The organism is Kosakonia sp. BYX6, from assembly GCF_038449125.1.
Lineage (GTDB): Bacteria > Pseudomonadota > Gammaproteobacteria > Enterobacterales > Enterobacteriaceae > Kosakonia > Kosakonia calanthes.
Genome location: NZ_CP151800.1, coordinates 3782132 through 3801247, shown reverse-complemented (window position 1 = coordinate 3801247; position 19116 = coordinate 3782132). Strand labels below are relative to the sequence as shown.

At 53.6% G+C, this 19116-nt stretch carries 15 protein-coding genes; all 15 read left to right on the top strand.

The features are described from left to right. Window positions 1-69: 69 nt before the first annotated feature. The 15 genes from frr to AAEY27_RS17825 all read left to right on the top strand — a co-directional run bounded on the left by frr (window position 70) and on the right by AAEY27_RS17825 (window position 19089). Window positions 70-627, top strand: coding sequence for a ribosome recycling factor (frr, locus tag AAEY27_RS17895; RefSeq protein WP_342322153.1), 558 nt, complete (start codon window positions 70-72; stop codon window positions 625-627). A 97-nt stretch (window positions 628-724) separates the two neighbouring features. Then, window positions 725-1921 (top strand): 1-deoxy-D-xylulose-5-phosphate reductoisomerase, encoded by a 1197-nt coding sequence (ispC, locus tag AAEY27_RS17890; RefSeq protein ID WP_342322152.1) that lies wholly within the window; start codon window positions 725-727, stop codon window positions 1919-1921. A gap of 186 nt (window positions 1922-2107) precedes the next feature. Then, window positions 2108-2866 carry a (2E,6E)-farnesyl-diphosphate-specific ditrans,polycis-undecaprenyl-diphosphate synthase gene (gene ispU / locus AAEY27_RS17885; protein ID WP_342322151.1) on the top strand — a complete coding sequence of 253 codons (759 nt, stop codon included), beginning with the start codon at window positions 2108-2110 and terminating at the stop codon, window positions 2864-2866. 12 nt (window positions 2867-2878) lie between these two features. Next, a complete protein-coding gene (gene cdsA, locus AAEY27_RS17880) occupies window positions 2879-3736 on the top strand; it encodes a phosphatidate cytidylyltransferase (protein WP_342322150.1) in 858 nt (285 codons plus the stop codon). 11 nt (window positions 3737-3747) lie between these two features. Then, on the top strand, window positions 3748-5097 hold the full coding sequence (gene rseP / locus AAEY27_RS17875; protein WP_342322149.1) for a sigma E protease regulator RseP: 1350 nt from the start codon (window positions 3748-3750) through the stop codon (window positions 5095-5097). Between the two features lie 31 nt (window positions 5098-5128). After that, window positions 5129-7543 (top strand): outer membrane protein assembly factor BamA, encoded by a 2415-nt coding sequence (gene bamA / locus AAEY27_RS17870; protein ID WP_342322148.1) that lies wholly within the window; start codon window positions 5129-5131, stop codon window positions 7541-7543. Between the two features lie 117 nt (window positions 7544-7660). Further along, window positions 7661-8155 (top strand): molecular chaperone Skp, encoded by a 495-nt coding sequence (gene skp, locus AAEY27_RS17865; protein WP_342322147.1) that lies wholly within the window; start codon window positions 7661-7663, stop codon window positions 8153-8155. A 3-nt stretch (window positions 8156-8158) separates the two neighbouring features. After that, window positions 8159-9187 carry a UDP-3-O-(3-hydroxymyristoyl)glucosamine N-acyltransferase gene (gene lpxD / locus AAEY27_RS17860; RefSeq protein WP_342322145.1) on the top strand — a complete coding sequence of 343 codons (1029 nt, stop codon included), beginning with the start codon at window positions 8159-8161 and terminating at the stop codon, window positions 9185-9187. A gap of 172 nt (window positions 9188-9359) precedes the next feature. Further along, the gene (fabZ, locus tag AAEY27_RS17855; protein ID WP_007373234.1) at window positions 9360-9815 is read left to right on the top strand and encodes a 3-hydroxyacyl-ACP dehydratase FabZ; all 456 of its coding nucleotides are present in this window, start codon (window positions 9360-9362) and stop codon (window positions 9813-9815) included. A gap of 3 nt (window positions 9816-9818) precedes the next feature. Then, window positions 9819-10607: an acyl-ACP--UDP-N-acetylglucosamine O-acyltransferase gene (gene lpxA / locus AAEY27_RS17850; protein ID WP_342322144.1), complete on the top strand. Its 789-nt coding sequence runs from the start codon at window positions 9819-9821 to the stop codon at window positions 10605-10607. Then, on the top strand, window positions 10607-11755 hold the full coding sequence (gene lpxB, locus AAEY27_RS17845) for a lipid-A-disaccharide synthase (protein ID WP_342322142.1): 1149 nt from the start codon (window positions 10607-10609) through the stop codon (window positions 11753-11755). The genes lpxA and lpxB overlap by 1 nt, the downstream gene beginning before the upstream one ends. Continuing rightward, on the top strand, window positions 11752-12348 hold the full coding sequence (gene rnhB, locus AAEY27_RS17840) for a ribonuclease HII (RefSeq protein ID WP_342322140.1): 597 nt from the start codon (window positions 11752-11754) through the stop codon (window positions 12346-12348). Before lpxB ends, rnhB begins: the two co-directional genes overlap by 4 nt. 38 nt (window positions 12349-12386) lie before the next feature. Beyond that, complete coding sequence (gene dnaE, locus AAEY27_RS17835) at window positions 12387-15869, top strand: DNA polymerase III subunit alpha (protein ID WP_342322139.1); 3483 nt, start codon at window positions 12387-12389, stop codon at window positions 15867-15869. 12 nt (window positions 15870-15881) lie between these two features. Next, window positions 15882-16841: an acetyl-CoA carboxylase carboxyl transferase subunit alpha gene (gene accA / locus AAEY27_RS17830; RefSeq protein ID WP_342322138.1), complete on the top strand. Its 960-nt coding sequence runs from the start codon at window positions 15882-15884 to the stop codon at window positions 16839-16841. A 109-nt stretch (window positions 16842-16950) separates the two neighbouring features. After that, window positions 16951-19089, top strand: a complete 2139-nt coding sequence (locus AAEY27_RS17825) for a lysine decarboxylase LdcC (protein ID WP_342322137.1) — start codon at window positions 16951-16953, stop codon at window positions 19087-19089. The last annotated feature ends 27 nt before the right edge of the window (window positions 19090-19116 follow it).

The following is a 19116-nucleotide window of genomic DNA, read 5'->3' as shown; positions in this document are numbered from 1 at the left end:
ATTGAACAGGCTATACTTAGCACACCCGCCGTATGGCCTGCCTGCGACAAGATTTCAAGGATCCGTAACGTGATAAGCGATATCAGAAAAGATGCTGAAGTGCGCATGGACAAATGCGTAGAATCGTTCAAAACTCAAATCAGCAAAGTGCGCACCGGTCGCGCTTCCCCGAGCCTGCTGGATGGCATCGTTGTGGAATATTATGGTACGCCGACGCCGTTGCGTCAGCTGGCTAGTGTTACCGTGGAAGACTCTCGCACGCTGAAAATCAACGTCTTCGATCGCTCTATGAGCCCGGCCGTTGAGAAAGCGATTCTGACTTCTGACCTGGGTCTGAACCCGAGTTCTGCGGGTAGCGATATCCGTGTTCCGCTGCCGGCGCTGACTGAAGAACGTCGTAAAGACCTGATCAAAGTCGTCCGTGGTGAAGCTGAACAAGCGCGCGTTGCCGTACGTAACGTTCGCCGTGACGCGAATGACAAAGTAAAAGCGCTGCTGAAAGATAAAGAAATCAGCGAAGATGACGACCGTCGTTCACAGGATGACGTGCAAAAGCTGACTGACGCTGCAATTAAAAAAGTGGATGCGGCGCTGGCGGATAAAGAAGCGGAACTGATGCAGTTCTGATTCTAAAAAACCGATAAAAACGCCGTACAGAGAGCCGCGAGAGTGGCTTCGCTGACGGCGTTTTTGCTTTTTATACTTGCAACGTTACGAGCGTTTCATGAAGCATTTAACCCTTCTGGGCTCAACGGGTTCTATAGGTTGCAGCACGCTGGCGGTGGTTCGTCACAACCCCGATCGTTTTACCGTCACTGCGTTAGTCGCAGGCAAAAATGTTGCCCGCATGGTCGAGCAATGCCTTGAGTTCTCCCCTCGATTTGCGGTGATGGATGATGCCGACAGCGCGCAGCAAGTCAGACAAACCCTGCGGGAGCACGGCAGTCGCACTGAGGTGCTGAGTGGTCAGCAGGCCGCTTGTGAAATGGCTGCGCTCGGCGAAGTTGATCAGGTTATGGCCGCGATAGTTGGCGCAGCCGGATTGTTACCGACGCTGGCGGCGATTCGCGCTGGTAAAACGGTTTTGCTGGCCAATAAAGAGTCGCTGGTGACCTGTGGCCGCCTGTTTATGGAGGCGGTGAAAGAGAGCAGGGCGCAGCTTTTGCCGGTCGATAGCGAGCACAACGCTATTTTTCAGAGTTTACCGGAACCAATCCAGCATAACCTGGGGTACGCTGATCTTGAGCAAAATGGTGTTTCGTCTATTTTGCTTACCGGGTCAGGTGGCCCATTTCGGGAGACGTCATTAGCGGATCTGGCCTTGATGACGCCGGATCAGGCATGTCGTCATCCGAACTGGTCAATGGGGCGTAAGATCTCCGTTGATTCCGCCACCATGATGAATAAAGGTCTGGAATACATTGAAGCGCGCTGGTTGTTCAATGCCTCTGCCCGCCAGATGGAAGTGCTGATCCACCCGCAATCGGTGATCCACTCCATGGTACGTTACCAGGATGGCAGTGTTTTGGCGCAGTTGGGCGAGCCGGATATGCGTACACCCATTGCACACACCATGGCCTGGCCAGAGCGTGTGCCGTCTGGTGTTAATGCCCTCGATTTTTGCAAACTAAGCTCGTTGAGTTTTGCTGCCCCCGATTACGATCGTTACCCTTGCCTGAAGCTGGCTATTGATGCTTCCAGTGAGGGGCAGGCGGCGACAACGGCGCTGAATGCGGCAAACGAGGTGTCCGTGTCGGCTTTCCTGGCATCCGCTATTCGTTTCACGGATATTGCCGCCCTTAATCTGTCTGTACTGGAGCAGATGGATTTACGAGAACCACAGAGCATCGACGACGTTCTGGCAGTGGATGCACTGGCTCGTGAAATTGCGCAAAAACAAGTGATGCGCCTCGCAAGCTAGTGATATTACTGCCCTGCGTGACGGTGCTATTTGTTAGCGTTGGGCTTCGGTGATATAGTCTGCGCCACAAAATTGCCAGTTTGTATTATGGCGTATTGTGTAGGCCGTGGTTTACACGGCTTTTTTGCGTAAAGGCTTTTGTATTCCTGAGTACCGCTAAATCCTTTTCAGGGACTAAAACGCGTTATGTTGTCTGCTAACCAACCGATGAGCGAAAGTTTGCCAACGCATGGCTGCCGCCATGTAGCGATAATTATGGATGGCAATGGTCGCTGGGCGAAAAGACAAGGTAAGCTCCGTGCCTTTGGACACAGAGCGGGTGCGAAGTCTGTCCGCCGTGCGGTCTCTTTTGCCGCCAATAGTGGTATCGATGCGCTGACGCTTTATGCTTTTAGTAGCGAGAACTGGAATCGTCCAGCGCAGGAAGTTAGCGCGCTGATGGAATTGTTTGTGTGGGCGCTGGACAGCGAAGTGAAAAGCCTGCACCGCCATAATGTACGTTTACGCGTCATTGGCGATACCAGTCGTTTTAATTCGCGTTTGCAGGATCGAATCCGCAAAGCGGAAGCGTTAACCGCCCAGAATACCGGGCTGACGCTGAATATCGCGGCGAACTATGGTGGTCGCTGGGATATCGTTCAGGGAGTCCGGCATTTAGCTGAGCAAGTGCAGGAAGGGCTATTGCGTCCGGATCAAATAGATGAAGAAACGCTGAACAAGCAAATCTGCATGCATGAGCTGGCTCCCGTTGATTTAGTGATTAGGACTGGTGGGGAACATCGCATAAGTAATTTTTTACTTTGGCAAATTGCCTATGCCGAACTTTACTTTACTGATGTTCTTTGGCCCGATTTTGATGAACAAGACTTTGAAGGTGCGCTGAATGCCTTTGCTAATCGAGAGCGTCGTTTCGGCGGTACCGAGCCTGGTGGCGACAAAGCCTGATGGGGGTTGCTTTTGCTGAAGTATCGCCTGATTTCTGCGTTTGTATTGATACCCATTGTTATTGCAGCGCTTTTTTTGCTGCCGCCGGTGGGATTTGCAATTGTTACGCTCGCCGTTTGCATGCTTGCCGCATGGGAATGGGGGCAACTGAGCGGTTTTACGTCACGCACACAGCGGGTTTGGCTGGCAGTATTATGCGGGCTTCTGTTAGCGCTCATGTTGTTTACGCTGCCGGAATATCATCACGACATTCATCAGCCGCTGGTGGAGATTTCTCTTTGGGCCTCGCTGGTCTGGTGGCTGGCCGCCCTGGTGCTGGTGCTGGCTTATCCGGCATCTGCAGCGCTGTGGCGTAATTCGAAAATACTGCGTCTGATTTTTGGTGTGCTGACGATTATCCCTTTTTTCTGGGGAATGCTGGCGCTGCGAGTCTGGCATTACGATGCTAATCCTTACAGCGGCTCCTTGTGGCTGCTGTACGTGATGATCCTCGTTTGGGGTGCAGATTCAGGTGCATACATGTTTGGCAAATTGTTTGGCAAGCATAAACTGGCACCAAAAGTTTCGCCGGGCAAAACCTGGCAGGGTTTTTTGGGCGGCTTGCTGACCGCTGGCGTTATTTCTTGGGGTTACAGCGCATGGGCGAATCTGGATGTCGCACCGTCTACGCTGCTGATTTGTTCAGTGGTTGCTGCTCTGGCGTCGGTGTTAGGTGATTTAACAGAAAGCATGTTTAAACGTGAAGCCGGAATCAAAGATAGTGGTCATCTTATTCCGGGTCATGGCGGTATACTGGATCGCATTGACAGCCTGACAGCGGCAGTTCCTGTATTTGCCTGCCTGTTATTGCTGGTTTTCAGGACGATTTGACGGAAGGTTTTATGCTGAGCATTCTCTGGAATCTGGCGGCGTTCATCATTGCGCTTGGTGTGTTGATCACGGTGCATGAATTTGGCCATTTCTGGGTTGCTCGCCGTTGCGGTGTCCGCGTTGAGCGCTTCTCCATTGGTTTTGGGAAAGCGCTATGGCGCCGTACAGACAAACATGGCACCGAGTTTGTCATCGCCCTGATCCCCCTGGGCGGTTATGTAAAAATGCTGGATGAACGCGTTGAGGCGGTTACGCCGGAAATGCGTCACTACGCTTTCAATAATAAAACGGTCGGCCAGCGCGCCGCCGTTATCGCGGCGGGTCCCATCGCCAACTTCATCTTTGCCATCTTCGCTTACTGGCTGGTGTTTATCATCGGCGTCCCTGGCGTTCGTCCGGTTGTTGGTGAAATAACGCCCAACTCTATCGCTGCAAACGCGCAAATTGCACCAGGCACGGAACTTAAAGCAATTGACGGTATCGAAACGCCTGATTGGGATGCTGTGCGCTTACAGTTGGTGTCAAAAATCGGCGATAGCCAGACGACCGTCAGCGTAGCGCCATTTGGCAATAACAATCGTCAGGAAAAAGTGCTGGACCTGCGTCATTGGGCCTTTGCACCGGACAAGGACGATCCGGTAATGTCTTTGGGCATTCGTCCCCGTGCGGCGCAGCTTGAACCGGTGCTTGCAGAGGTGCAAGCTGGCTCCGCAGCCAGTAAAGCGGGTTTGCAAGCTGGCGACAGGATCGTTAAAGTCGATGGTCAGCAGTTAACGCAGTGGATGACATTCGTTACGCTGGTACGGGATAACCCAGGTACATCGTTAGCGCTGGAAGTTGAGAGACAAGGGGCTCCCTTGTCCTTGACACTGATACCGGATACTAAACCCGGTAACAAGGCAGAGGGGTTCGCGGGCGTGGTGCCCAAAATTATCCCACTGCCAGATGAATACAAGACAGTACGCCAGTACGGGCCCTTTAGCGCCATCGTGGAAGCCACGGATAAAACCTGGCAGTTGATGAAGCTGACGGTCAGTATGTTGGGGAAATTGATCACCGGTGATGTAAAACTGAACAACCTCAGTGGGCCGATCTCGATTGCTCAGGGGGCTGGGATGTCAGCGGAGTTCGGGTTGATTTACTACCTGATGTTCCTTGCTTTGATAAGCGTGAACTTAGGCATCATCAACTTGTTCCCATTACCCGTTCTTGACGGCGGGCATCTGCTGTTTTTAGCGATTGAGAAGCTGAAGGGCGGACCGGTATCCGAGCGAGTTCAAGACTTTAGTTATCGCATTGGCTCTATTTTGCTGGTGCTGTTAATGGGGCTTGCACTTTTCAATGATTTCTCTCGCTTGTAAGAGAGTTTGTTAGGAAGAACGCATAATAACGATGGCGATGAAAAAGTTGCTCATAGCGTCGCTGCTGTTTAGCAGCGCCACCGTATACGGTGCTGAAGGGTTCGTAGTGAAGGACATTCATTTCGAAGGCCTACAGCGTGTCGCCGTTGGTGCGGCCCTCCTCAGTATGCCAGTACGTCCTGGCGATACGGTGAATGATGAAGACATCAGTAACACCATTCGCGCGTTGTTTGCCACCGGCAACTTCGAGGATGTTCGTGTCCTGCGTGATGGCGATACCCTCCTCGTTCAGGTGAAGGAACGCCCGACAATAGCCAGCATCACTTTCTCCGGCAACAAGTCGGTCAAAGATGACATGCTGAAACAGAACCTTGAGGCTTCTGGCGTGCGTGTTGGCGAATCACTGGATCGCACCACTCTGTCCGATATCGAAAAAGGACTGGAAGATTTCTACTACAGCGTCGGTAAATATAGCGCCAGCGTAAAAGCTGTCGTGACCCCGCTGCCGCGTAACCGCGTCGACCTGAAGCTGGTCTTCCAGGAAGGTGTTTCCGCGAAAATCCAACAGATCAATATCGTCGGTAACCACGCATTCTCAACTGAACAGCTGATCTCCAACTTCCAGCTGCGCGATGAAGTGCCATGGTGGAACGTGGTTGGCGATCGCAAATATCAGAAACAGAAGCTGGCGGGCGACCTTGAAACCCTGCGCAGTTACTATCTGGATCGCGGTTACGCGCGTTTCAACATTGATTCGACGCAGGTGAGTCTGACGCCGGACAAAAAAGGCATTTACATTACCGTTAACGTGACCGAAGGCGAGCAATACAAGCTTTCCGGTGTGCAGGTGAGCGGTAATCTGGCAGGGCACTCTGCCGAGATTGAAAGCCTGACTAAAATCGAGCCGGGCGAGCTGTATAACGGCACTAAAGTGACCAAAATGGAAGATGACATTAAAAAGCTTCTTGGTCGCTATGGTTATGCTTATCCGCGCGTTCAGTCTCAGCCTGAAATCAACGACGCCGATAAAACGGTTAAGCTGCACATCAATGTTGATGCCGGCAACCGCTTCTACGTGCGTAAGATCCGCTTCGAAGGCAACGACACCTCCAAAGACTCCGTACTGCGTCGCGAAATGCGCCAGATGGAAGGCGCGTGGCTGGGCAGTGATCTGGTTGATCAGGGTAAAGAGCGTTTGAACCGTCTGGGCTATTTCGAAACTGTTGATACTGAAACTCAACGCGTTCCAGGCAGCCCGGATCAGGTAGATGTTGTCTACAAGGTCAAAGAACGCAACACCGGTAGCTTCAACTTTGGTGTGGGTTACGGTACCGAAAGCGGCGTCAGCTTCCAGGTTGGCGTGCAGCAGGATAACTGGTTAGGTACCGGTTACTCTGTCGGTATCAGCGGCACCAAAAATGATTACCAGACTTATTCTGAGTTCTCCGTCACAAACCCGTACTTCACTGTTGATGGTGTCAGCCTCGGTGGTCGTATCTTCTATAACGACTTTAAAGCTGATGACGCGGATCTGTCCTCGTACACCAACAAGAGCTACGGTCTTGATGGCACGCTTGGCTTCCCGATTAACGAGTACAATACGCTGCGTGCAGGTTTAGGTTACGTTCATAACAGCTTGTCGAGTATGGAACCGCAGGTTGCGATGTGGCGTTATCTGGACTCCGTGGGGCAGAACGCCAGTACCACGAGTGATGACAACGGCTATTCGGCGGACGATTTCACCTTCAACTATGGTTGGACGTATAACAACCTTGACCGTGGGTACTTCCCGACGAAAGGTTCGCGCGTCAACCTGAACGGTAAAGTCACCATTCCGGGCTCCGATAACGAGTTCTATAAAGTGACCGTCGACACCGCGTCCTACTTCCCAATTGACGACGATCACAAATGGGTGGTTCTGGGTCGTACACGTTGGGGGTATGGTGACGGTTTAGGTGGTAAAGAACTGCCGTTCTATGAGAACTTCTACGCAGGTGGTTCAAGCACCGTTCGTGGCTTCCAGTCCAACAACATTGGTCCGAAAGCGGTTTACTACGGCGGTTCTGGCCTGGATAACTGCAATTCTACTACAGAAAAGTTCTGTAAATCTGATGATGCGGTGGGCGGTAACGCCATGGGCGTTGCCAGCGTAGAGCTGATTACACCAACGCCGTTCATCAGCGAAAAATATGCGAACTCTGTACGTACCTCGTTCTTCTGGGATGCGGGTAGCGTGTGGGATACAAATTGGGATAATACCCAGCAGATGAAAGAGTTGGGCATTCCGGATTACAGCGATCCGAGCAATATCCGTATGTCTGCGGGTATCGCATTACAATGGATGTCCCCATTGGGGCCGTTGGTCTTCTCCTACGCCCAGCCGTTTAAAAAGTACGATGGAGACAAAGCGGAGCAGTTCCAGTTTAACATCGGTAAAACCTGGTAACGCCGCACTGCAATGGAATGCGCAAGCAGTGTAGTGATGGCTGCGGCTTTCACGAGAAGGCCCAGCCACGCAAAGAACTGTACCTCCGGGTACAAACGGGATGGTAAGGAGTAAATTGTGAAAAAGTTGTTATTAGCTGCAGGTTTCAGTCTGGCAATGGCAGCGTCTGCTCAGGCAGCTGACAAGATTGCGATTGTTGATATGGGTAACCTGTTACAGCAGGTCGCGCAGACTTCCGGCGTTTCTCAAACCATGAAAAACGAATTCGGTGGCCGTGCCAACGAACTGCAGAGCATGGAATCCGACCTGCAAGCAAAAGCACAGCGTTTGCAGCGTGACGGTTCCACGATGAAGGCGAGCGAGCGCAGCAAACTGGAAAAAGATATCACTTCCGGTCGCCAGGCATTCGCCCAGAAAGCACAGGCTTTCGAGCAGGATCAGGCGCGTCGTTCTAACGAAGAGCGTGGCAAGCTGGTCACTCGCATTCAGACTGCAGTGAAAAAAGTGGCTGCTGACCAGGGTGTTGATCTGGTTATTCCTTCCAACGCCGTTATTTACAACAGCAACGATGTAAAAGACATCACCGCTGATGTACTGAAACAGGTTAAATAAGTAATGCCTTCAATTCGACTGGCTGATTTAGCTCAACAGTTGGATGCAGAATTACACGGTGATGGCGATATCGTCATCACCGGTGTTGCGTCCATGCAATCTGCCGAAGCAGGTCACATCACTTTCATGGTAAATCCCAAATACCGTGAACACCTGACCGCATGTCAGGCCTCTGCCGTTGTAATGACGCAGGACGATCTTCCTTTTGCCAATACCGCCGCTCTGGTCGTGAAAAATCCGTACCTGACTTACGCGCGCATGGCACAAATTCTTGATACCACGCCGCAGCCGGCGCAAAACATCGCGCCAGGCGCGGTGATTGACCCGACGGCTCAGCTTGGCAACAACGTGGCAATTGGCGCGAACGCCGTGATTGAATCGGGCGTTACCCTGGGTGACAACGTCGTTATCGGCGCGGGTTGCTTCGTTGGGAAAAAGACGAAAATTGGCGCGGGTTCGCGTCTGTGGGCCAATGTATCCATTTACCACGAGATTGAGATCGGTGAAAATTGCCTGGTTCAATCAGGTACGGTTATTGGTTCTGATGGCTTTGGTTATGCCAACGATCGCGGTAATTGGGTTAAAATCCCACAACTTGGTCGCGTGATCATTGGTAATAACGTCGAAATCGGTGCGTGTACAACGATTGACCGTGGTGCGCTCGACGATACCATTATTGGCAACGGCGTGATTATCGATAACCAGTGTCAGATTGCACATAACGTTGTGATTGGCGACAATACCGCGGTTGCCGGTGGCGTCATCATGGCGGGTAGTTTGAAAATTGGCCGCTATTGCATGATTGGTGGCGCCAGCGTAATCAACGGGCATATGGAAATTTGCGACAAGGTTACCGTAACGGGGATGGGGATGGTTATGCGACCTATCACCGAGCCAGGAATTTACTCCTCGGGTATTCCGTTACAACCGAACAAAGTGTGGCGCAAAACCGCGGCCTTGGTGATGAATATCGATGATATGAGCAAGCGTTTGAAAGCTGTCGAGCGCAAGGTTAATCAGAAAGACGAATAATTCATCCGCCTGACACTTGTACACAAAAGAATTCGAGTGACAGAAAAAGCGGCGTAACGCCTCTGCAACTCGAAGAACAAAGTGTATATACTTCCCGGCCTGTGGGCATTCTAAAGACTGCCGCGGGCCGTGTTATTATTGCTTTTTAGTATATTTAGACAGGAAGAGTATTTTGACTACTGACACTCATACTCTGCACATTGAAGAGATCCTGGAACTTCTGCCGCACCGCTACCCATTCTTACTGGTAGACCGTGTGCTGGATTTTGAAGAGGGTCGTTTTCTGCGCGCAGTCAAAAATGTTTCGGTAAACGAACCGTTTTTCCAGGGACACTTCCCTGGCAAACCGATTTTCCCCGGCGTGCTAATCCTTGAAGCAATGGCGCAGGCAACCGGTATTCTGGCGTTTAAAAGCGTTGGCAAACTGGAACCGGGTGAGTTGTATTACTTCGCCGGTATCGACGAAGCGCGCTTCAAGCGTCCTGTTGTACCAGGCGATCAGATGATCATGGAAGTCACTTTCGAGAAAACGCGCCGCGGCCTCACCCGTTTCAAAGGTGTTGCGCTGGTAGACGGCAAAGTTGTTTGTGAAGCTACTATGATGTGTGCACGTAGCCGGGAGGCCTGATACGTGATTGATAAAACCGCCTTTATTCATCCTACTGCCATTGTTGAAGAGGGTGCCGTTATTGGCGCTAACGTTCATATTGGCCCGTTTTGTATTGTGGGACCTCACGTAGAAATTGGTGAGGGCACCGTACTGAAATCTCACGTTGTCGTAAATGGCCACACAAAAATCGGTCGCGATAACGAGATTTATCAGTTCGCCTCCATCGGCGAAGTTAACCAGGATCTGAAATATGCTGGTGAACCGACCCGTGTGGAAATTGGCGATCGCAACCGCATTCGCGAAAGCGTCACCATTCACCGTGGCACAGTACAGGACGCTGGACTGACGAAGGTGGGCAGCGATAACTTGCTGATGATCAACGCGCACGTCGCTCATGACTGCACGATTGGCGATCGCTGTATCCTCGCGAATAACGCGACGCTGGCGGGGCACGTCTCCGTCGGTGACTTTGCTATCATCGGCGGCATGACCGCTGTACACCAGTTCTGCATTATCGGCGAGCACGTGATGGTTGGTGGCTGCTCCGGTGTTGCGCAGGACGTTCCGCCATACGTTATCGCTCAGGGCAACCATGCCACACCGTTTGGTGTGAACATTGAAGGCCTGAAACGTCGCGGGTTTAGCAGAGAAGCGTTAGTGGCTATCCGTAACGCGTACAAACTGTTGTACCGCAGCGGTAAAACGCTGGAAGAGGCAAAACCGGAAATCGCTGAGCTTGCCGCGAAGCATCCGGAAGTTGACGCGTTTATGCAGTTCTTCGCGCGTTCAACGCGTGGTCTGATTCGTTAATGGGCGACAATCGTCCTCTTACGATAGCCTTGGTCGCCGGAGAAACCTCCGGCGATATTCTTGGTGCCGGTCTTATCCGCGCATTGAGAGTGCGCGTCCCCAACGCCCGTTTTGTCGGCGTTGCCGGGCCACGTATGCAGGCTGAAGGGTGTGAAGCCTGGTATGAAATGGAAGAGTTGGCGGTAATGGGCATCGTTGAGGTGCTGGGCCGTTTGCGCCGTTTGCTGCATATCCGCGCCGATCTGACCCGTCGCTTTAGCGAACTGAAACCGGATGTTTTCGTCGGTATCGACGCGCCGGATTTCAACATTACCCTCGAAGGCAATCTGAAAAAGCAGGGTATCAAAACCATTCATTACGTCAGTCCGTCCGTCTGGGCGTGGCGACAAAAACGCGTTTTCAAAATTGGCAGAGCCACCGATCTGGTGCTGGCGTTTCTGCCTTTCGAAAAAGCGTTTTACGACAAATTTAACGTACCGTGCCGGTTTATCGGCCATACCATGGCGGATGCCATGCCGTTGGATCCGGACAAAGGCGCGGCGCGCGATCATCTCGGTATCAGCCGGGATGTGCACTGCCTGGCGCTGCTGCCCGGAAGTCGCGGCGCGGAAGTGGAAATGCTTAGCGCGGACTTCCTGCGCACTGCACAACTATTGCGCGAGCGTTACCCCGATCTTGAAGTGGTTGTGCCGCTGGTGAATGCGAAACGCCGTGAGCAGTTTGAGCATATCAAAGCAGAGGTTGCGCCAGAGTTGCCGGTGCATATGCTCGACGGCAAGGCGCGCGAAGCGATGATTGCCGCAGACGCCGCACTGCTGGCTTCAGGCACCGCCGCGCTGGAGTGCATGCTGGCGAAATGTCCGATGGTGGTCGGTTACCGCATGAAACCGTTCACGTTCTGGCTGGCGAAACGGCTGGTGAAAACGCCGTATGTTTCGCTGCCAAACTTGCTGGCCGGGCGCGAACTGGTGAAAGAACTGTTGCAGGACGAATGTCAGCCGCAGGCGCTGGCTGCCGCGTTAGATCCGCTGTTGGCGAATGGCAAAACCAGCCATCAGATGCATGACATTTTTCGTGAGCTGCATCAGCAGATTCGCTGCAACGCCGATGAGCAGGCGGCTGACGCCGTACTGGAGTTAGCAAAATGATCGAGTTTGTTTATCCGCATACGCATTTAGTGGCGGGTGTGGATGAAGTAGGGCGTGGCCCATTAGTGGGCGCGGTCGTGACGGCTGCGGTGATCCTCGACCCTGAGCGCCCGATTTTCGGCCTTAACGATTCAAAAAAATTATCCGAAAAACGCCGTTTGTCGCTCTACGATGAGATCAAAGAGAAAGCGCTGGCCTGGAGCCTGGGCCGCGCAGAGCCGCATGAAATTGATGAACTCAATATTCTGCATGCCACCATGCTGGCGATGCAGCGCGCTATCGCTGGGCTGACCATCACACCGGAATATGTGCTGATTGACGGCAACCGCTGCCCGACGTTGGCGATGCCTTCGCTGGCGGTGGTCAAAGGCGATAGCCGGGTGGCAGAAATCAGCGCGGCGTCGATCCTCGCCAAGGTCACGCGAGATGCAGAGATGGCTGCGCTTGATCTGGTCTTTCCGCAATATGGCTTTGCGCAGCACAAAGGCTATCCCACTGCTTTCCATCTGGAGAAGCTGACGGAACACGGTGCAACCGAGCATCACCGACGCAGTTTCGCGCCGGTGAAACGCGCGTTAGGCCTCGTGTCCTGATCCTTGAGAACGTGAAATAACCAGGCTGGAATCTAAAAATGGCTGAACCACGTTTCGTACACCTACGGGTGCATAGCGATTATTCCATGATTGACGGGCTGGCGAAAACCGGGCCGCTGGTGAAAAAAGCGGCCGCGCTTGGCTCGCCCGCGCTGGCGATCACGGATTTCACCAACCTGTGTGGTCTGGTGAAGTTTTACGGAACAGCGCACGGTGCCGGGATCAAGCCGATCGTCGGTGCCGACTTCCATGTGCAAAGCGATCTGTTCGGCGATGAGTTCACGCAACTGACCGTTCTCGCCGCCAACAATACCGGCTATCAGAATCTGACATTGCTTATCTCGCGTGCTTATCAGCGCGGTTACGGCGCGTTAGGCCCGTGGATCGACCGCGACTGGCTGGTGGAGCTTAACGAAGGGCTGATTCTGTTGTCAGGCGGTCGCATGGGCGACGTCGGCAAAAGCCTGATACGCGGTAACAGCGCGCTGGTCGAACAGTGCCTCGATTTCTACAAACAGCATTTCCGCGATCGCTACTATCTGGAATTGATCCGTACCGGCCGCACCGACGAAGAGAATTATCTGCACGCCGCCGTCGCGCTAGCGGAAGAACACGGCGTGCCCGTGGTCGCTACCAACGATGTGCGTTTTATCGATGCAGGTGATTTCGATGCGCATGAAATCCGCGTTGCCATCCACGACGGCTTTACCCTCGACGATCCCAAACGTCCGCGCAACTACTCGCCGCAGCAATATATGCGCAGCGAAGAGGAGATGTGCGAGCTGTTTGCCGATATTCCGGAAGCGCTGGAAAACACGGTCGAAATCGCCAAACGCTGCAACGTCACTGTGCGGCTGGGCGAATACTTCCTGCCGCAGTTCCCGACCGGGGACATGACCACCGAAGATTTCCTCGTTGTGAAATCCAAAGAGGGTCTGGAAGAGCGTCTGGAATTCCTCTTCCCGGATCCGGCCGTGCGCGCCGAAAAACGCCCGCCTTACGACGAGCGTCTGGATATTGAACTGCAAGTTATCAACCAGATGGGGTTCCCTGGCTACTTCCTCATCGTGATGGAATTTATCCAGTGGTCGAAAGATAACGGCGTACCTGTAGGCCCGGGACGTGGTTCCGGTGCGGGTTCGCTGGTGGCGTATGCGCTGAAAATTACCGACCTTGATCCGCTGGAGTTTGACCTGCTGTTCGAACGTTTCCTTAACCCGGAACGCGTATCCATGCCCGACTTCGACGTCGACTTCTGTATGGAGAAGCGCGACCAGGTTATCGAACATGTGGCGGATATGTACGGGCGCGACGCGGTTTCGCAGATCATCACCTTCGGTACGATGGCGGCGAAAGCAGTTATCCGCGACGTGGGCCGCGTTTTGGGTCATCCGTACGGCTTTGTCGATCGGATTTCCAAACTGGTGCCGCCGGATCCGGGGATGACGCTGGCCAAAGCGTTTGAAGCCGAACCGCAATTGCCGGAAATCTACGAAGCGGACGAAGAAGTCAAAGCGCTGATTGATATGGCGCGCAAGCTGGAAGGGGTAACGCGAAACGCCGGTAAACACGCCGGTGGTGTGGTGATCGCGCCGACCAAAATCACCGATTTTGCGCCGCTCTACTGCGATGAAGCCGGTCAGCATCCGGTCACCCAGTTTGATAAAAACGACGTGGAATACGCGGGCCTGGTGAAGTTCGACTTCCTCGGTTTGCGTACGCTGACCATCATCAACTGGGCGTTGGAGATGATCAACGCTCGCCGCGAGAAACAGGGCGAGCCGCCACTGGATATCGCCGCCATCCCATTGGATGACAAGAAAAGTTTCGACATGCTGCAACGCTCGGAAACCACTGCGGTGTTCCAGCTTGAATCGCGCGGCATGAAAGATTTGATCAAGCGTCTGCAGCCAGACTGCTTCGAAGATATGATCGCACTGGTGGCGCTGTTCCGCCCTGGGCCACTGCAATCCGGCATGGTAGATAACTTTATCGACCGTAAGCATGGTCGCGAAGAGATCTCTTATCCGGACGTACAATGGCAGCACGAAAGCCTGAAACCGGTACTGGAGCCGACCTACGGCATCATCCTGTATCAGGAACAGGTGATGCAGATTGCCCAGGTGCTTTCTGGCTACACCCTCGGCGGCGCGGATATGCTGCGTCGCGCAATGGGTAAGAAAAAGCCGGAAGAGATGGCGAAGCAGCGCGGTACGTTTGAAGAAGGCGCGAAGAAAAACGGCGTCGACGGCGAACTGGCGATGAAAATCTTCGATCTGGTGGAAAAATTCGCCGGATACGGGTTTAACAAATCGCACTCCGCCGCCTATGCTTTGGTTTCATACCAGACGCTGTGGCTGAAAGCGCATTATCCGGCCGAATTTATGGCGGCGGTCATGACTGCCGATATGGACAACACCGAGAAAGTGGTTGGCCTGGTGGATGAGTGCTGGCGCATGGGCCTGAAAATCCTGCCGCCTGATATCAACTCCGGTTTGTACCATTTCCACGTCAACGATGACGGGGAAATTGTTTACGGTATCGGCGCGATTAAGGGCGTGGGCGAAGGGCCGATTGAAGCGATCATTGAAGCGCGTAACAACGGCGGCTATTTCCGCGAACTGTTTGATCTCTGCGCACGGACCGATATCAAAAAGCTCAATCGCCGGGTGCTGGAAAAACTGATTATGTCCGGGGCGTTTGACCGCCTCGGACCGCATCGCGCGGCGCTGATGAATTCGCTGGGCGATGCATTAAAAGCCGCCGATCAGCATTCGAAAGCGGAAGCGATCGGCCAGGCGGATATGTTCGGTGTGCTGGCGGAAGAACCGGAGCAAATAGAGCAGTCTTACGCCAATTGTCAGCCGTGGCCGGAACAAGTGCAGTTGGATGGCGAACGCGAAACGTTAGGTTTGTACCTGACGGGCCATCCGATTAACCAGTATTTAAAAGAGATTGAGCGCTATGTCGGAGGCTACAGGCTGAAAGACATGCATCCGACCGACCGTGGGAAAGTCACCACGGCGGCGGGGCTCGTCATTGCCGCGCGGGTTATGGTCACCAAGCGCGGCAATCGTATCGGCATCTGTACGTTGGATGACCGTTCCGGGCGTCTGGAAGTGATGTTGTTCACTGACGCGCTGGATAAATACCAGCAGTTGCTGGAAAAAGACCGCATACTCATCGTCAGCGGACAGGTCAGCTTTGATGACTTCAGCGGGGGGCTTAAAATGACCGCCCGCGAAGTTATGGACATTGACGAAGCCCGGGAAAAATATGCCCGCGGGCTTGCTATCTCGCTGACGGACAGGCAAATTGATGACCAGCTTTTAAACCGACTCCGTCAGTCTCTGGAACCCCACCGTTCGGGAACCATTCCAGTACATCTCTACTATCAGAGGGCGGATGCGCGCGCGCGGTTACGTTTCGGCGCAACGTGGCGTGTCTCTCCGAGCGATCGTTTACTTAACGATCTGCGTGGCCTCATTGGTTCGGAGCAGGTGGAACTGGAGTTTGACTAATACAGGAATACTATGAGTCTGAATTTCCTTGATTTCGAACAGCCTATTGCTGAGCTGGAAGCGAAAATCGATTCTCTGACCGCCGTTGGCCGTCAGGATGAAAAACTGGATATTAACATCGACGAAGAAGTGCATCGTCTGCGTGAAAAAAGCGTCGAGCTGACACGCAAAATTTTCGCCGATCTTGGCGCATGGCAGGTTGCTCAGTTGGCTCGCCATCCGCTGCGTCCATACACCCTGGATTATGTCCGCCTGGCTTTCGATGAATTTGACGAACTGGCTGGCGACCGCGCCTATGCAGACGATAAAGCCATTGTTGGCGGCATCGCGCGTCTGGACGATCGCCCGGTGATGATCATTGGTCATCAGAAAGGCCGCGAAACCAAAGAGAAAATTCGCCGCAACTTTGGTATGCCGGCACCGGAAGGCTACCGCAAAGCGCTGCGTCTGATGGAAATGGCAGAACGCTTTAATATGCCGATCATCACCTTTATCGACACCCCTGGTGCTTACCCGGGCGTCGGTGCGGAAGAACGTGGTCAGTCTGAAGCGATCGCCCGCAACCTGCGTGAAATGTCTCGCCTGAGCGTGCCGGTTATCTGCACCGTGATTGGCGAAGGTGGCTCCGGTGGCGCGCTGGCGATTGGCGTGGGCGATAAAGTGAATATGCTGCAATACAGCACCTATTCCGTTATCTCCCCGGAAGGTTGTGCGTCGATCCTATGGAAAAGCGCCGACAAAGCACCGCTGGCTGCTGATGCGATGGGTATCATCGCGCCACGTCTGAAAGAGCTGAAACTGATCGACTCCATTATTCCAGAACCACTGGGCGGCGCTCACCGTAACCCGGAAGCGATTGCCGCTTCACTGAAAGCGCAACTGCTGGCCGATCTGGCCGATCTGGATGTGCTGAGCAAAGAAGATCTGCGTAACCGCCGTTACCAGCGTCTGATGAGCTACGGCTACGCCTAAGCGAAGCGCCATCCGACAAGATATGATGAGCCGCACCTCAGGTGCGGCTTTTTTTATGTCTGCCGTTTCCCTCAGCTATGCTTAGCGTAGGTTTTTAACGGAGGTAGCTGTGAATATTATTGCCATCATGGGACCCCATGGCGTTTTCTATAAAGATGAGCCAATTAAGGAGCTGGAGCAGGCGTTACACGCGCAAGGGTTTCAAATTATCTGGCCCAGAAACAGCACCGACTTACTGAAATTTATTGAGCATAACCCGCGCATTTGCGGCGTGATCTTTGACTGGGACGAGTACAACCTCGATCTATGCAGCGAGATCAATCAGCTTAACGAATATCTTCCGCTGTATGCTTTTATCAATACACATTCGACACTGGATGTTAGCGCCCACGATATGCGCATGGCGCTGTGGTTTTTCGAGTATTCACTTGGCGTGGCCAGTGATATTGCGACGCGCATCGATCAGTACACCAAAGAGTACCTGGAAAACATTACGCCGCCGTTCACCCGGGCGCTGTTTACCTATGTCAAAGAGGGGAAATATACCTTCTGTACGCCAGGGCATATGGCGGGCACGGCGTACCAAAAAAGCCCGGTGGGTTGCCTGTTTTACGACTTTTTCGGCGGCAACACCTTAAAAGCGGACGTCTCGATTTCGGTCACCGAATTGGGTTCGCTGCTTGATCATACCGGCCCGCATCTGGAGGCCGAAGAGTACATAGCCCGCACATTTGGGGCCGAGCAAAGCTATATGGTCACCAATGGCACGTCCACCTCGAATAAGATTGTCGGCATGTACGCCGCGCCCGCCGGGAGCACGCTGCTTATCGATCGTAACTGTCATAAATCCCTCGCCCATTTGCTGATGATGAGTGATATCACACCGCTGTGGTTGAAACCGGGACGCAACGCGTTGGGTATTCTCGGCGGCATTCCGCGGCGCGAATTTACTCAAGTCAGCATTGAGCAGAAGATCGCGAAAACAGACGGCGCACGCTGGCCGGTGCATGCGGTGATCACCAACTCCACTTATGACGGGCTGCTGTATAACACGGACTGGATCAAAAAGACGCTGGATGTGCCGTCGATCCACTTCGATTCGGCTTGGGTGCCGTACACCAATTTCCATCCGATCTACGCCGGGAAAAGCGGTATGAGCGGCGAGCGCATCGCCGGGAAAGTGTTTTATGAAACCCAGTCGACCCACAAAATGTTGGCTGCATTTTCCCAGGCTTCGCTTATCCATATTAAGGGCGAATACGATGAAGATGCCTTTAACGAAGCGTTTATGATGCACACCACCACATCACCGAGCTATCCGCTGGTGGCCTCCATCGAAACGGCGGCGGCGATGCTGCGCGGTAACCCCGGCAAGCGGCTGATCAACCGTTCGGTGGAGCGCGCGTTACACTTTCGCAAAGAGGTGCAGCGCCTTAAAGAGGAAGCTGACGGCTGGTTCTTTGATATCTGGCAACCGGAAGAGATCGATGAAGCCGCCTGCTGGCCGGTGGCGTCCGGCGAGCGCTGGCACGGTTTCCGTGAAGCGGATAACGATCATATGTTCCTCGATCCGGTCAAAGTCACCATTCTGACGCCTGGCATGGATGAAGCGGGCAATATGAGCGAAGAGGGGATCCCGGCGGCGTTGGTGGCGAAGTTCCTCGACGAGCGCGGCGTGGTGGTTGAGAAAACCGGTCCGTACAACCTGCTGTTTTTGTTTAGTATTGGCATCGATAAAACCCGTGCGATGGGGCTGCTGCGCGGGCTAATGGAGTTCAAACGCGCTTACGATCTCAATCTGCGGGTGAAAAACATGCTGCCGGATCTCTATGCCGAAGATCCTGACTTCTACCGCAATATGCGCATTCAGGATCTGGCGCAGGGGATCCACAAATTGATCCGTCAGCACGATCTCCCTCGCCTGATGCTGCAAGCCTTTGACGTCTTGCCGGAGATGAAACTGACACCGCACCAGGCCTGGCAGCGGCAGATTCAGGGCGAAGTGGAAACCATCGCGCTAGAACAGCTTATCGGGCGCATTTCGGCCAATATGATCCTGCCTTACCCGCCTGGCGTGCCGTTGGTGATGCCGGGCGAAATGATCACCGATGCCAGCCGCGCGGTGCTCGATTTTCTTTTGATGCTGTGCGCGATTGGCCGCCACTATCCGGGGTTCGAAACGGATATCCACGGCGCGAAACGGGATGAAGAGGGCGTATACCACGTACGAGTCCTAAAAACGCCCTGAACTATTGCGGGTCAACGCGGGCGGGGG